The organism is Streptomyces sp. R28, assembly GCF_041052385.1.
Lineage (GTDB): Bacteria > Actinomycetota > Actinomycetes > Streptomycetales > Streptomycetaceae > Streptomyces.
Genome location: NZ_CP163439.1, coordinates 3,545,582 through 3,559,341 on the forward strand (window position 1 = coordinate 3,545,582; position 13,760 = coordinate 3,559,341).

Below are 13,760 nucleotides of genomic sequence, written 5' to 3' on the forward strand. Positions count from 1 at the left end.
TCACACTCCCCGGTCCGCGGCTTCGCGGGCCCGGGCGAGCGAGTCGAGCTGTCCCAGCACGTCGAGCGTCAACGCGTAGGCCGTACCCGGCTGTTCGTCCACGAGGCTGCGGGCTCGGCGCAACTTGACCTCGATGTTCCTGAGTTCCATTCCGTGCCGGCCGGCGTCCGTGGGCGCGGGTTCCATCTGTTCGTTGCCCAGGAGGTGGGCGGACTCGCTGAGCAACGCCCTTGCCAGCTCGGTGAGTTCGAGGCTGCGGATCGGTGGCTGGCGGTACATCTCGTGGGCCTGGACCATGACCTCGGTGACCCGCTCGGTGATGCTCCACGACACCGGCACGCGGCGCTTGTGGATCTCCGCGTCGGGATAGGCGGCGTGGATGTTGTCCCACAGGCCGACGCCCTCGCCGTCGCGGATACGGCGCCGCCACATGTGGTCGAAGATGTCCTCGGCGAGTCTGAGCAGCCGGTCGTGCGAGGCGAGGTTGCGCGACAGCGTGCACAGCTGGACGGTCCGCTTCAGCAGCTGTGCCGAGAAGTCGGTCATGGACCACGTCATGGGCGGGCCGATCCGCTCGCTGCCCTGCAACGGCAGGGCGACGCCCACGTTGTGCAGCTGGTGGACCATGGGGTCCTCGCGGGTCATCCGGCTGGTGATGCGGCCGCGTTCGGCGAGGCGTTCCATGACGCCGACGGTGCGGGTCAGGTCGTCGTCGGTGGCGCGGCGGCGCATCAGGTCGTGCACGAGGATGGCGGCGACGGAGAGGGAGAAGTACTCGGACTCCAGCTTCTGTCCCGTCGTACGCCAGGGAATGTCCTCCAGGGGCCAGCGGTCGTCGTTGAAGCGGGCGATGCGGGACCAGTACTGCTGGGTGAGCTCCCAGCGCAGCCGGAGCGCCTCGGCGAGCTTCTGCTGTTCGGTGTTGAGCAGGCCCAGGGTGAGGGTCCGCTCGGAGAACAGGTCCTGGATACCGTCGAGCGCGACCACGGTGAAATAGAGATACGGCACCGCGCTGGCGACGCCCTCGGGCTGCGGCCCGATGGGTTCACTGGTCTCGACCTCGGGAGCGCCCTTGACCATGCTCCAGGCCCAGCCGCACTCGAAGAGCTGGTTCTCGTCCTTGAGGCCTTCCTGGACGTCGATACCGAGGAACACGCTCTCGTTGATCGCCGCGCGCAGCGGACGGAAGCGAGTCTGGAACTTGTTCAGCACCTGCCGCTGCGACAGCCGCCCCTGGCCCAGGAGTTCGCCGAGGGTACGGCCCTGGGAGGAGTCGGTGTCGAAGACGTTGACGATGAAGGAGCGCAGCAGGCTGACCATGGCGGCGGTGAGCCGGTTGCTGGTGGCCTGGCGCAGTTCGGCGATCGTCTCCTTGATGTCGCTGCGCCGGGTCCTGGTCTCGTAGACCTTGAGGAAGCCGAGCGTGGCGAGGCACAGGGTGATCGACATGGAGAACGAGTCGACCACGCCGAGTCGGCGCTGCTCCTCGGTGAGTTCCTTGGTCTTGTCCCGGGCGCCGAAGTAGTAACCCCCGGCGAACGTGGGCCGCTTGTCCTCGCCGGTGTGGGTCTGCATGAACTCGGCCGCGGCCGTGACGATGTTGGCCGGGAGGTCCAGCCTCCCGCCGGCCTTCTTCAGGGCCTGCTGGACGTCGTCCTGGGTGGTGTCCGGGTCGTCCAGCCGGAACGCGGGGATCTCAGTGGCGGGGTACAGCAGGCAGAGGAGCCGCTCTGCGTCGGCAACACTGCTCACTCCGCCCCATTCGCCCCAGTCCCACTCTCCCCCGTCGAAAGAGTGGCGAGCGATCGCCTGCCAGATGTCCAGCAGATGCTGGCGTGGCTTGATCTGCATCCCATGCCCCTCACACAGGCCGCCCTGCCATCAGTTGAGCAATTCACTTTTCTCTTGTGAAGATTCGCCGATCAGCTGACCGGAATGTCCACATCCGAATTACGGCGCCAACCGTGGGCGACAATCATGCCCTTGTACCCCTCGCGTACCCGCGCCGAGGATTTGAGCGGCCTGACTTTGAAGTCCCTCGCAAACCGCTCCAGGCTCGCGTACACGTCAGACTCTCCCACGTCACAGGCGGGGAAGAAATGCTTACCCGCGTGATAACCCTGTGAATGCGCCATGAAAGCGGCGGCGAACGGGGCACCGGGGGCCAGGCAGCGCATGAAGCGCTCCACACCCAGCGCGAACTCGCCGGGGGAGGTCGTCATCGACTCGGCGACGAAGAACATGGTCCCCACGGACCAACGCCCCTCGTACCGCTTGAGTTCGAAGATGTCACCCTGCTCGACCTTGACGACCTTGCGGAACTTCTCACGCGGGTCCACGTCAAGGGAGCGGTAGGACTTCTTCCGGCACAGGGCGCTCCAGAACTTGTCCCAGTTCTCCCCGTAGGAGTCGACCTGGTCGTCCAGGTACTCCACGTTCGAGGAGGAGCGCTCGAAGAGGGTGATCTCGTCGCACCACGGCAGCATGGCCAGTGCGGGATAGAGATTGACGCCGGCGCCCACATCGATGCCGGAAACCGGCCCGATGCCCTGCTTCTGAAAATGATCGCCGAAATGATCCCGGATGATCTGCAGGATCTCCGCGTCCTCTTCCTGTAAGTCGCGGTAATTGTGATCAAGGTAGGCGATCGAGTCGAATGCCTCGTCCCATGGCACATCGGCATTCTTCACCTGGACGCCCCCCGACGATCTCTGGGTCATTCCACCAACGGTACCAAAAGCAGGCGCATCGGGAGCGCGTTGGGGCATTAACTTCATGCGGTCTTGAAGAGCCGGACCACGCTCCTCAAGATGGGCGGACCTCGGCTGAGCAGCTGAAACGGCAGGCAACAGGTACTCACCCGTACGAGTGACTCCATTCCATCACACAGGGGGCGGCTGATGGCTGTACCGGAGGAACGTTTCCCTTTCCCGGGCGGCACGACTGACCAGGCATTCTTCGCCGACAGCGCCGACCGGCCGCTGACCATGAGGGGCGTCACCGAGGCGGATCTGCCCGAACTCCTCCGCGTGGACAGGGAGGTCTTCCCGGAGGAGCCGTACCCCTACTTCGTACTGCGCCAGCACTTCGACGCGCACGGCGACCGCTTCCTCGTCCTCGACGACGGCGCGTGCCTGCACGGCTACGTCCTCTTCGTCAACACGTCGGACGGCTACGTGTGCTGGGTCCTGAGCCTGGCCGTCAGCGCCGACCAGCGGGGTCGCGGGCTGGGCAAGCGGCTGATGCTGGAGGTGCTGCGGCAGCTGCGCAGGGAGCGGGTCCATGAGGTGCGGCTGACCGTGGAGCCGACGAATGCGGCGGCGATCCAGCTGTACCGGTCGCTGGGGTTCTCGACCGAGGGAGGGGTGCACCGGGATTACCTGGGGCCCGGGGAGGACCGGGTGATCATGACGTTGGGATTGGGGATGGGGCCGGAGGTAGGGCCGGGAATGGGGCCGGGAATGGGTTCGAAGCTGGGGTAATCCCCAGGAAGGATCGGGGAGTTACCGGGATATGACGTTTCGTCACTCCCCGCCAGGCTGCTGTGCATGAAGCAGATCACCAAGAACGCCGCCCTGATCGCCGCCGCCTCCGGAGTCGCCTTCGGGCTCGTCACCCCGCTCACCGCGTCCGCCACCGGTGCGCCCGCGCCGCTGAAGTGGACCAAGTGCGAGGGCAGCGGCCTGGATCCACGGCAGGAGTGCGCGACCCTCTCCGTACCGATGGACTACGCCGACCCCGGCGGCCCGAAGACCGACATCGCCGTCTCCCGTATCCCCAGCGAGAAGCCGTCGGACCGCCGGGGCGCCCTGCTGCTCATCGCGGGCGGGCCCGGCGGGGACAGCCTCGACGACCCTTCGGGCAAGGGGCAGAAGCTGCCGCAGGAGGTGCGGGACGCCTACGACCTCATCGGGTTCGCACCACGGGGCAACGCGCCCTCGACGCCGGTGAGTTGCGAGGTGGGGCAGGACGACCTCGCACGCACGAGGCTGCTCCCCTGGCCCGCCCCCGACGGTTCCGTCGCCCAGAACATGGCCACCGCCCGGCGCGTGTCGGACGCCTGTGCGCGCAACGGTGGTGAGCTGATCAAGCACATCAGCACCAAGAACAACGCCCGCGACATCGACCGTATCCGGGCCGCGCTCGGCGAGCGCAAGCTGTCCGCCTGGGGCGTCTCGTACGGCACGTATGTCGGCGCCGCCTACAGCGAGCTGTTCCCGCACCGCACCGACCGCATCGTGCTGGACAGCAACGACCACGCCGACCCCGTGCGGGCGGAGCGCGCCTGGCTCCAGGCGTTCGAGGTGGGCGTCGAGGACAACTTCCCCGAGTTCGCCAAGTGGGCGTCGGCGCCCGGCAACCCCGACCGGGTCGCCGACACCGCGGCCGAGGTTCGCCCGCTCTTCCTCCGCCTCGCCGCCCGCCTGGACCGCGAGCCGATCCCCTGGCCCGGTGCCAACCCGGAGGAGCTGAACGGCAATGTGCTGCGCCAGACCATGCTGGACAGCTTCTACGACCCCGACGACTACCCGGTCCTTGCCAAGCTGATGCTGGCCGCGCAAAAGGGCACGGTGCCGCCCGCGCCGCCGGCCCCGCCGGAGCCGGTGCTGCAGAACTACACCGCGGTCACCGCCGGCACCATCTGCAACGACGGCGCCTGGCCGAAGTCGGCCGCCGTGTACGACAAGGGCGTGGCCGAGAGCCGGGCCAGGTATCCGCTCACCGCGGGCATGCCGAGGAACGCGATGGTGTGCGCCGCCTGGCCGTGGCAGCCGAAGGAGGCGCCGGTGCGGGTGACCGACCGTGGCCCGTCGAACGTCCTGCTCGTCCAGAACGAACGGGACGTGGCCACTCCGTTGAGTGGCGCCCTGAAGCTGCGCGCGGCCTTCGGCAGGCGGGCCGTCATGGTCACCGTGAACTCGACCGGGCACGACGCCTATCTCGAGAACGGCAACGCGTGCGGCGACGCGGCGGTCTCCCGCTTCCTGGAGACCGGGGAGCGGCCCCGCACGGACCTCTACTGCGAGTGAGCGGTTCGCTGGATGTGCATCGATACGCCGTCAGTTCACTGCGGCGCCGTCGTGGCTGGTCGCGCCCACGCGGCGGAGCCGCATATCGATACGGCCCCGCGCCCCTCAAGGGCGCTTTGCATACCGGCGTGACACAGCGTGGAAGGCCTCCTTCGGCTCCCAGTGCCAGTCCGAGGCCGGGTCGTCGGGCCGGTCCTTGATCGGCCTGGTGATGGCGTAGCTCGCGAGGTCGAGGTCGTAGCGCGGGTTGTCGGGGCGGTGGGGGGCGTCCGGGGTGACGAACTCGAAGGCCATGGCCGCGTACAGGCCCATCGACTCGAAGACCTCCAGCAGATCGACCATGTAGGCGGCCTGTGTGCGCTCACTGCGCACCAGGTCGCCCTTGATCTCGTAAGGCTCCTTCGTGTAGTCGACGATGTTCCAGCCCATGCCGCCCCCCTCGGGGGCGCCGACGTACGTGCACGTGCCGAACTCGGTGATGGCCAGCGGCTTGCCCCAGCGCAGGTAGCGGCACAACTCGCGTACGTAGGCGGCCGGTTGGCGGTAGTACGAGTAGTAGTCGATCCCGACGACGTCGAAGAGGTTCCAGTCGACCGGTTCGAACTCCTCGTCCTGGGCGGCGGCGTAGCTCAGCCGGCCGTGGAAGACGGAGCGCCCGACGGCCGCCGCCTTCGCGGTGAAGCGGGCCAGGCGGCGCTGCATCTTCGCCATGTCGACCGCGCCCTTGAGGAGGTTGTCGACGCGGTCCAGGACCGTCTCCCCCGGCACGATCCCCGGCACGAACAGCCAGAACTCGCAGCCCACGCTGAAGTCGACGCTCGCGCCCTGCCGGCGCAGCCGCTCCGCGAACCGGCCGCACTCGGCGATGCTCTCCAGGATGTCCCGCTCCGGTATGCCCCCCAGGGTCGGCTGGAGCCAGACGTGCAGCCCCCGTTCGGCGGCCTCGGCGGCCGTGGCGGTGAGGCGCTCGACGCCGTCGCCGGTGACGTCGAGGGTGTCGGCGTGCAGTTCGTCGCGGATCACCCGGACGTCCTCGCGCATCCGGGCGGCACTCCACGCGGTCCCGGGTGTCTCGCCCTCCCCGACGGTGTAGACGACGCCCCTGTGCTTCAGTCGCCTGCGTTCCGATTCCCTGCGCTCCGGCTCCCGTCCGGTCGCCGCGGCCTGCCCCGCGGGCAGCACCGCCCCCGCCAGCCCGGCGGCCGCCGCCCCCGCCAGAAACCGTGCCCTGCTGATCCCCTTGGTCTTCTCCATACGGCCACTGTGGCGAGCGCGGCGCCGCAGCACCGTCCGCCGATGGTCTACGGCGCCGCAACCAAGGAATGCGACAGAGCGTCGATCACTGAAGAGATCGTCGAAGGCCCACGAGCGAAGGAGAGCAAGATCTTAAGCGCCGCTTCAACCCCCGAGTCCGCGATGACCCGACGCACGCTGCTGACGGCCGGCACCGCCGCGACCGCGGCCGCCCTGCTCGCGAACACCCCCGCCCACGCCACCCCCGGCGACGACGACGTCACCGCCCGCCTCCGCGCGCTGGAGGAACAACACGGCGCCCGCCTGGGCGTGTTCGCCCACAACCTCGCCACGAAGCAGACCGTCTGCCACCGCGCCGACGAACGGTTCCCGGTCTGCTCCCTCTTCAAGACCCTGGCGGCCGCGGCCGTACTGCGCGACCTGGACCGGGACGGCGAGGTGCTCGCCAAGCGCATCCACTACACGGCGGACGACCTGGTGGAGAACTCCAAGGAGACCGAGAAGCACCTGGCCACCGGTATGACCGTCGCCGAACTCGCCGACGTGGCCATCCGGTTCAGCGACAACACGGCCGGAAACCTCCTCCTGCGCGAACTCGGCGGCCCCACCGCCGTCACCCGCTTCGCCCGCTCCCTCGGCGACCCGGTGACCCGCCTCGACCGCTGGGAGACGGAGCTCAACTCGGCGGAGCCGTGGCGCGTCACGGACACCACGAGCCCGCGCGCGATCGGCCGGACCTACGCCCGCCTCGTCCTCGGCAACGCCCTGAACCGCCCCGACCGCGACCTCCTCACCCACTGGCTGCTGAACAACACCACCAGCACCAACCGCTTCCGCGCCGGCCTGCCCAAGACCTGGACGATCGCGGACAAGACGGGCGGCGGCTTCTACGGTGCGAACAACGACGTGGGGATCGCCTGGACCGAGGACGGCACCCCGCTCGTCCTGGCGGTCCAGACGACACAGCCGGCGCAGGACGCGGCGCTGGACCACGCCCTGATCGTCGAGACGGCGGCTCTCCTGGCGGAAACACTCACGTCAACTACCCGTCGCTAAAGCGACGGGCTTGCACAGCGGGCACCACTGGCTGTGGCGCCGCGCTTGCGTCCTGTCCCATGCCCGGGTTTGGGGGGTGGGTCTGGGGTGGTTGACTGCGCCCCGCGTCGCCACAACTGTTCCGCACGTGCACGGATGTTGCGGGAGCCGTTACGGTCTGCGTGATCAACGAATCCGCAGGACCGGCACGCGAACCACGCCTGTGAGACGCGGTTCGCCTTGTCCACGTGGCCGCACTCGGCGCAGGTGCGCGAGGTGTACGCCGGACCGACGTGCACCAGGGGCACTCCCGCCTTGCGGGCCTTGTACGCGATGAACGCTCCGAGCTGGGCGAAGCTCCAGCTGGAGTGGGTGGCCCGTTGGGGCTTGCGAAGCCGTACCCGCTGGCCCGCCGCGCTTCCTTACGCCTGCGTTTCTTCAACCGGCGCTTGGCGGACGGGGTGTTCTTGCGTTGCAGCTTGGTGCGCAGCGTGCGTTCGCGCCGCCGCCCCCGGTTCAGGGCGCGCCCGGCCATGATCTGGCCGTCCGAGGTGGTGGCGATGTTCACGATGCCCAGATCAATGCCCAGGAACCCGGCCGGATCGGCATTCTGCTCGGCTTCGGGGATCTCGCAGGTGGCCTGCAGGAACCACATGCCGTCCCGGGCGATCAGGTCGGACTCGCCCTTGCGGTGAAGGGCCAGCCGGGCCAGCTGCTCCGGGGAGGCGGTGAACGCCACGCCCTTCAACCGGCCCGACAGGGTCCAGATGGAGATGGTCCGCTGCGGGATCTGCCAGGACAGCATCCGGTCGTCATAGGGCTGGCTGCGCGCCCTCCGGGCGGAAGGCGATCGGTTTCTCGGTGGCCCGCCGGTAGCGTTTGGACCACGACTTGCCCAGGTTCCCGGCCTTCAGGTTCGCCCTCAGCGTGGCGTACGCGTCACAGGTCTTCTTGATGACGTGCTGAGCGGCCTGAGCACCCAGCCCCCACCGCTGCTTGACCTCGGCGTAGGTGTGCTCGCGCAGCGCGAAATTCCGCTTCACATCCTTCTCGAACGCCACCCCGGACACCCAGGAAGCCGCCTCGTTGCAGGCATGCAGGGTCGCCTCAAGTGCCGCCGCCTGCACGCGCGTCGGCAACAGCTTGACCTGCACCACCAGCTTCATGACACCCGACCCTACGAGCACGGCTGCACAAACAGACGATTTTCGCACACCTGCCCCACTTTCCAGTGACGAGTCGCCCGGGTGTTCGGTGTCGCCGGCCCCGCCGACTGCTCCACGGGCGCTCCGCGCCCCCAGATGCTGCGACGCTCCGCGCCGCCCTCACCAGACGCGACTCCTCCCAGGGCTGAAGCCCCGGGGTTTCCTCACGAGACTCCGCTGAACCGCCGCACGTACCGCCGCTGCCACGGCGTCTCCACGGCGTGCCGGTCGTAGCCCCGGCGCACGAAGTCCACGGCCTCCTCGGCCGGTACGCCGTCCAGCACCGCCAGACACGCCAGCGCCGTCCCCGTACGGCCGCGCCCGCCACCGCACGCGATCTCCACCCGTTCGACGGCCGCCCTCTCCCAGGCCTCGGCGAGTGCGGTGCGGGCGGCCTCGCGGTCGGACGGGAGACGGAAGTCGGGCCAGCGGATCCAGTGGGATTCCCAGGGGATTTCGCGGGGTGGCCTGCCGAGGAGATAGACGCCGTACGACGGGGTCGGCGTACCCGGTTCGAGGGGGCGGCGCAGACCCCGGCCCCGGACCAGTCGCCCGGAGGGCAGCCGGAGTACGCCCGGTCCCCGCTCGTTCCAGCGCTCGCCGCTGTCCGCCACACTCGCCACACGTCCATTCGAACCCGGCCCCGCGCCCCGGGCAACCCAATCGGCCGCACCGGTGGTCTGGAGGGCGAGGGAGGGTGCTTGATGCAGGCCGAACAAGAGGCCCAGTTCCAGGAATTCGTCAGGGCACGGTGGTCCCACCTGGTGCGGACCGCGTATCTGCTCACGGGCGACGCGCACCATGCCGAGGACCTGACGCAGACGGCGCTGGCGAAGGCGTACCGCTCATGGCGGCGGGTGGCACGCGCCGACAATCCGGAAGCGTATGTCCGGCGCATGCTGGTCAGTTGCAACAGCGACCGGTTCCGCAAGCGGCGGGTCGCCGAGTCGCTGACCGCCGCGCCGCCGGAGACCGCGGGGAGCGAGGCGGGCTACGCGGGCGTGGACGAGCGTGGCGCGCTGCTCGGCGCGCTCGCCCAACTGCCGCCCAAACAGCGGGCGGTGGTCGTCATGCGCTATTGGGAGGACCTGTCCGAGGGGGAGGTGGCCGACGTGCTCGGCTGCTCCATCGGCACGGTCAAGAGCCAGGCGTCGAAGGGGCTGGCGAAGTTGCGTACGTATCCGGGGCTCGCTCGGATGACGCCGTCCGGGCAAGGAGGCAGCAGGTGAACGACGACGAGCGGCGACAGGGAGCGCAGAGCGAACCGGACTTCGAGGAGCGGTTGCGGGAGCTGCTCGCCGAGGACGCGTACACGATCCACCCGTCGCCGGCGCCCTATCCGGCGATCCGGCGCCGGGGCGTGGTCGAGCGGCGGCGCCGGGTGGCGGCGGCCGGGGCGGTGCTGGTGACGCTGGCGGCGATGCCGGTCGGGGCGTACGCGCTGAGCGGTGGGGGTGCGGGCGGGGGCGTGGCGACGACCCCGACGCCCTCGGTCAGTGCCACGCGGGCCGCGTCGCCGACGCCGTCCCCGACCCCGAGTGGGCCCGCACGGCCGGCCACGGAGGGGCAGCTGCTCGACGGGATCACCTTCGAGCAGGCGGTGGACGGGCTGGAGAAGTGCCTGGACTACCAGCGGTCGGGATCCTTCGGGGACGACACGGACCCGGGCGAGCCGGAGGACTACGGGATCATCCTGGCCATGCGCAGCACCGGCGACTCCAACACGCCCGGCGACGGCATGTACGTCGTCGCGATGCGTCAGACGCCGCAGCAGACGTACCTGATCTGCAACGTCAAGAACGGCGAGGCCCAGGGCGTGACCGGCTTCGGTGACGACACCGACGCCATCCCGGACGAGGGGCCGGTGTTCGTCGACCCCAACAGCGGCAAGCTCTTCCAGCAGTCGTTCCTCGACCGGGGCAACTGGAAGCTTCCGTTCCGATGGGCCGTGACCGGCACCGTCAAGCCGTCGGTGGCCAAGGTGACGGTGTCCTACGGCGACTCCAGCAGCGAGGCCGCCCTCGACCACGGCCGGTTCGTGGCGTCCGGCGTGCTGAACGAGCAGGTCACCCTCGCGCCGCACGTCAAGGGCTACGACGCCGACGGCAAGCTGGTCTACGACTCCGACGAGGACAAGTACTACCAGCGGACCCTGCCGTAGCACCGACGTAGCACCGACTGGGCCGGGGGCGCCGCACAGGGGACGGCGCCCCCGGCCCTCGCCGTTGCTACGACTGCGGCTCGCCGACCGGCACCGCTCCGTTGACCGCGGCCGCCAGACTGAACGGCGCCGCCCGGTTCCTGAGCGGCCTGGCCACCTGTTTCGCCACGCACGACGGCATCCCCGCCGTCGCGTCCGCCTCCTGGCGCCGGTACGCGCTGGGCGACATGCCGACCAGCTCGGTGAAGCGCGTGCTGAAGGTGCCCAGCGACGAACAGCCGACCTCGAAACAGACCTCGGTGACGCTGAGGTCCCCCCGGCGCAGCAGCGCCATCGCCCGCTCGATACGCCGCGTCATCAGATAGCCGTACGGCGACTCGCCGTAGGCGATCTTGAACTCGCGGCTGAGGTGCCCGGCCGACATGTGCACGCCCCGCGCGAGCGCCTCGACGTCCAGCGGCTGCGCGTACTCCCGGTCCATCCGGTCGCGGACGCGGCGCAGCGCGACGAGGGTGCGCAGGCGTTGTTCCTCCGGCGTGGAGTGGCTGGATCGCACACCCACATCTTCCCGGGCCGCCTCCCACCGCGTCCACTCCCGGGTCTGGCGGGAGCGGGACGCGAGGAGAGCCATCGCCGGTGCCGAGGCGAGACACATCGCGGGTCAGCCGCCGACGTAGGCCGCGAGGTGCTCACCGGTGAGGGTGGAGCGCTCGGCGACGAGGTCGGCGGGGGTGCCCTCGAAGACGATCCGGCCACCGTCGTGACCGGCGCCGGGGCCGAGGTCGATGATCCAGTCGGCGTGCGCCATGACGGCCTGGTGGTGCTCGATGACGATGACCGACTTGCCGGAGTCGACCAGCCGGTCCAGCAGGCTGAGCAGCTGCTCGACATCGGCGAGATGGAGACCGGTCGTCGGCTCGTCGAGGACGTACACACCGCCCTTGTCGGCCATGTGCACGGCCAGCTTCAGCCGCTGCCGCTCACCGCCGGACAGCGTGGTCAGCGGCTGGCCGAGGGTGAGGTAGCCGAGACCGACGTCCGCCATCCGCTCGACGATCTTGTGCGCGGCCGGAATCCTCGCCTCGCCCGCGCGGAAGAACTCCTCGGCCTCGGTCACCGACATCGCGAGCACCTCGCTGATGTCGCGACCGCCGAGGTGGTACTCCAGCACCGAGGCGTCGAACCGCTTGCCCTCGCAGTCCTCGCAGGGGGTGGCGACGCTCTGCATGATCGCCAGGTCGGTGTAGATGACACCGGCGCCGTTGCAGGTGGGGCAGGCACCCTCGGAGTTGGCGCTGAACAGCGCCGGCTTCACGCCGTTGACCTTGGCGAACGCCTTGCGGATCGGGTCGAGCAGTCCGGTGTACGTCGCCGGGTTGCTGCGCCTGGAGCCGCGGATCGGGGTCTGGTCGACCGAGACCACGCCCTCCGGGGCCGGTATGGAACCGTGGACGAGCGAGCTCTTGCCGGAGCCGGCGACGCCGGTGACGACACAGAGCACGCCGAGCGGGATGTCGACGTCGACGTCCTGGAGGTTGTTCGCGGTCGCCCCGCGGATCGGGAGCGTGCCGGTGGCCTTGCGGACGGTCTCCTTCAGCGCGGCCCGGTCACCGAGATGACGCCCGGTGACGGTGTCGCTCGCCCGCAGCCCCTCCAGGGTGCCCTCGAAGCAGACGGTGCCGCCCGCTGTGCCGGCGCCGGGGCCGAGGTCGACGACGTGGTCGGCGATGGCGATCGTCTCCGGCTTGTGCTCCACGACCAGCACGGTGTTGCCCTTGTCGCGCAGGCGCAGCAGCAGGTCGTTCATCCGCTGGATGTCGTGCGGGTGCAGCCCGATCGTGGGCTCGTCGAAGACGTACGTGACGTCGGTGAGCGACGACCCCAGGTGGCGGATCATCTTGGTGCGCTGCGCCTCGCCGCCGGAGAGCGTGCCCGAGGCCCGGTCGAGCGCGAGGTAGCCGAGGCCGATCTCCACGAGCGAGTCGAGGGTGTGCTGGAGCTTGGCGAGCAGCGGCGCCACCGAAGGCTCCTCGATCCCCCGGGCCCACTCCGCCAGGTCGCGGATCTCCATCGAGCAGGCGTCGGCGATGTTGACCTTGCCGATCTTCGAGGAGCGGGCCAGCTCGCTGAGCCGGGTGCCGTCGCACTCGGGACACTCGGTGAAGGTGACCGCCCGGTCCACGAAGGCCCGGATGTGCGGCTGCATCGACTCGCGGTCCTTGGCGAGGAAGGTCTTCTGGATCTTCGGGATCAGCCCCTCGTAGGTGAGGTTGACGCCGTTGATCTTCACCTTGGTCGGCTCGCGGTAGAGGAAGTCGTGCCGCTCCTTCTTGGTGTACTTCCCGATCGGCTTCTCCTTGTCGAAGAAGCCCGATTCGGCGATGACCCGCACGACCCACCCGTCCCCGGTGTACGTGGGAATGGTGAACGGATCCTCGGACAGCGACTTCGATTCGTCGAAGAGCTGGGTGAGGTCGATGTCGGAGACCGTGCCCCGGCCCTCGCAGTGCGTGCACATGCCGCCGGTGCGGCTGAAGCTCACCTTCTCGGTCTTGGTCTTGTCGGCACCGCGGTCGACCGTGAACCCACCGGTCGCCGAGACCGAGGCGACGTTGAAGGAGTACGCGCCGGGCGGGCCGATGTGCGGCTTGCCGAGCCGGCTGAAGAGGATGCGGAGCATCGCGTTGGCGTCGGTGGCGGTGCCGACGGTGGAGCGGGGGTCGGATCCCATGCGCTGCTGGTCGACGGTGATGGCCGTGGTCAGCCCGTCCAGTACGTCGACCTCGGGCCGCGCCAGGTTCGGCATGAACCCCTGCAGGAAGGCGCTGTACGTCTCGTTGATCAGCCGCTGCGACTCCGCGGCGATCGTGTCGAACACCAGCGAGCTCTTGCCCGAGCCGGAGACGCCGGTGAACACCGTCAGCCGGCGCTTCGGGATCTCGATGCTGACGTCCTTGAGGTTGTTCTCGCGAGCGCCGTGCACACGGATCAGGTCGTGGCTGTCGGCAACGTGCGGCGCGGTCATCGTGTGGTCTCCATCTACAGCTCGGTCGGGAACGTCGCCGGTGGGGGCGC

Annotated in this window: 11 protein-coding genes and 1 pseudogene; 5 read left to right on the plus strand and 7 right to left on the minus strand. The window is 69.3% G+C overall.

Annotated features, from left to right (window positions below):
• A complete protein-coding gene (locus tag AB5J49_RS15675) occupies positions 1–1,851 on the minus strand; it encodes an SCO2524 family protein (protein WP_369169251.1) in 1,851 nt (616 codons plus the stop codon).
• A gap of 71 nt (positions 1,852–1,922) precedes the next feature.
• Positions 1,923–2,720: an SCO2525 family SAM-dependent methyltransferase gene (locus AB5J49_RS15680; RefSeq protein WP_369169252.1), complete on the minus strand. Its 798-nt coding sequence runs from the start codon at positions 2,718–2,720 to the stop codon at positions 1,923–1,925.
• 180 nt (positions 2,721–2,900) lie between these two features.
• On the opposite strand from AB5J49_RS15680, the gene AB5J49_RS15685 reads away from it, so the two are divergent.
• Both AB5J49_RS15685 and AB5J49_RS15690 read left to right on the plus strand, forming a co-directional pair.
• Complete coding sequence (locus tag AB5J49_RS15685) at positions 2,901–3,482, plus strand: N-acetyltransferase family protein (protein ID WP_369169253.1); 582 nt, start codon at positions 2,901–2,903, stop codon at positions 3,480–3,482.
• Positions 3,483–3,548: 66 nt separating this feature from the next.
• Complete coding sequence (locus tag AB5J49_RS15690; RefSeq protein ID WP_369169254.1) at positions 3,549–5,030, plus strand: alpha/beta hydrolase; 1,482 nt, start codon at positions 3,549–3,551, stop codon at positions 5,028–5,030.
• A 105-nt stretch (positions 5,031–5,135) separates the two neighbouring features.
• Here AB5J49_RS15690 and AB5J49_RS15695 read toward each other — a convergent pair whose 3' ends face one another.
• Complete coding sequence (locus AB5J49_RS15695) at positions 5,136–6,284, minus strand: abortive phage infection protein (RefSeq protein WP_369169255.1); 1,149 nt, start codon at positions 6,282–6,284, stop codon at positions 5,136–5,138.
• 162 nt (positions 6,285–6,446) lie between these two features.
• On the opposite strand from AB5J49_RS15695, the gene bla reads away from it, so the two are divergent.
• The gene (gene bla, locus AB5J49_RS15700; RefSeq protein ID WP_369169256.1) at positions 6,447–7,340 is read left to right on the plus strand and encodes a class A beta-lactamase; all 894 of its coding nucleotides are present in this window, start codon (positions 6,447–6,449) and stop codon (positions 7,338–7,340) included.
• Here bla and AB5J49_RS15705 read toward each other — a convergent pair.
• Positions 7,337–8,485 (minus strand): annotated as a pseudogene (locus AB5J49_RS15705) (RNA-guided endonuclease InsQ/TnpB family protein). The gene bla and the pseudogene AB5J49_RS15705 overlap by 4 nt on opposite strands.
• A 203-nt stretch (positions 8,486–8,688) precedes the next feature.
• On the minus strand, positions 8,689–9,138 hold the full coding sequence (locus AB5J49_RS15710; RefSeq protein ID WP_369175146.1) for a protein-tyrosine phosphatase family protein: 450 nt from the start codon (positions 9,136–9,138) through the stop codon (positions 8,689–8,691).
• Between the two features lie 90 nt (positions 9,139–9,228).
• Here AB5J49_RS15710 and AB5J49_RS15715 point away from each other — a divergent pair, with 90 nt between their 5' ends.
• The gene (locus tag AB5J49_RS15715) at positions 9,229–9,753 is read left to right on the plus strand and encodes a SigE family RNA polymerase sigma factor (protein WP_369169257.1); all 525 of its coding nucleotides are present in this window, start codon (positions 9,229–9,231) and stop codon (positions 9,751–9,753) included.
• Complete coding sequence (locus AB5J49_RS15720; RefSeq protein WP_369169258.1) at positions 9,750–10,685, plus strand: hypothetical protein; 936 nt, start codon at positions 9,750–9,752, stop codon at positions 10,683–10,685. The genes AB5J49_RS15715 and AB5J49_RS15720 overlap by 4 nt, the downstream gene beginning before the upstream one ends.
• A 67-nt stretch (positions 10,686–10,752) precedes the next feature.
• On the opposite strand, the gene AB5J49_RS15725 is transcribed toward AB5J49_RS15720, so the two are convergent.
• Positions 10,753–11,166 carry a helix-turn-helix transcriptional regulator gene (locus AB5J49_RS15725; RefSeq protein ID WP_369175147.1) on the minus strand — a complete coding sequence of 138 codons (414 nt, stop codon included), beginning with the start codon at positions 11,164–11,166 and terminating at the stop codon, positions 10,753–10,755.
• A gap of 180 nt (positions 11,167–11,346) precedes the next feature.
• Positions 11,347–13,710: an ATP-binding cassette domain-containing protein gene (locus AB5J49_RS15730; protein ID WP_369169259.1), complete on the minus strand. Its 2,364-nt coding sequence runs from the start codon at positions 13,708–13,710 to the stop codon at positions 11,347–11,349.
• Positions 13,711–13,760: the final 50 nt, after the last annotated feature.

Excerpts from the sequence above, each read along its gene's own strand:
- AB5J49_RS15730 (WP_369169259.1), bottom strand. The coding sequence starts at position 13,710 with ATGACCGCGCCGCACGTTGCCGACAGCCACGACCTGATCCGTGTGCAC.
- bla (WP_369169256.1), top strand. The coding sequence starts at position 6,447 with ATGACCCGACGCACGCTGCTGACGGCCGGCACCGCCGCGACCGCGGCC.
- AB5J49_RS15715 (WP_369169257.1), top strand. The coding sequence starts at position 9,229 with ATGCAGGCCGAACAAGAGGCCCAGTTCCAGGAATTCGTCAGGGCACGG.
- AB5J49_RS15690 (WP_369169254.1), top strand. The coding sequence starts at position 3,549 with ATGAAGCAGATCACCAAGAACGCCGCCCTGATCGCCGCCGCCTCCGGA.
- AB5J49_RS15725 (WP_369175147.1), bottom strand. The coding sequence starts at position 11,166 with ATGGACCGGGAGTACGCGCAGCCGCTGGACGTCGAGGCGCTCGCGCGG.
- AB5J49_RS15675 (WP_369169251.1), bottom strand. The coding sequence starts at position 1,851 with ATGCAGATCAAGCCACGCCAGCATCTGCTGGACATCTGGCAGGCGATC.
- AB5J49_RS15695 (WP_369169255.1), bottom strand. The coding sequence starts at position 6,284 with ATGGAGAAGACCAAGGGGATCAGCAGGGCACGGTTTCTGGCGGGGGCG.
- AB5J49_RS15680 (WP_369169252.1), bottom strand. The coding sequence starts at position 2,720 with ATGACCCAGAGATCGTCGGGGGGCGTCCAGGTGAAGAATGCCGATGTG.
- AB5J49_RS15685 (WP_369169253.1), top strand. The coding sequence starts at position 2,901 with ATGGCTGTACCGGAGGAACGTTTCCCTTTCCCGGGCGGCACGACTGAC.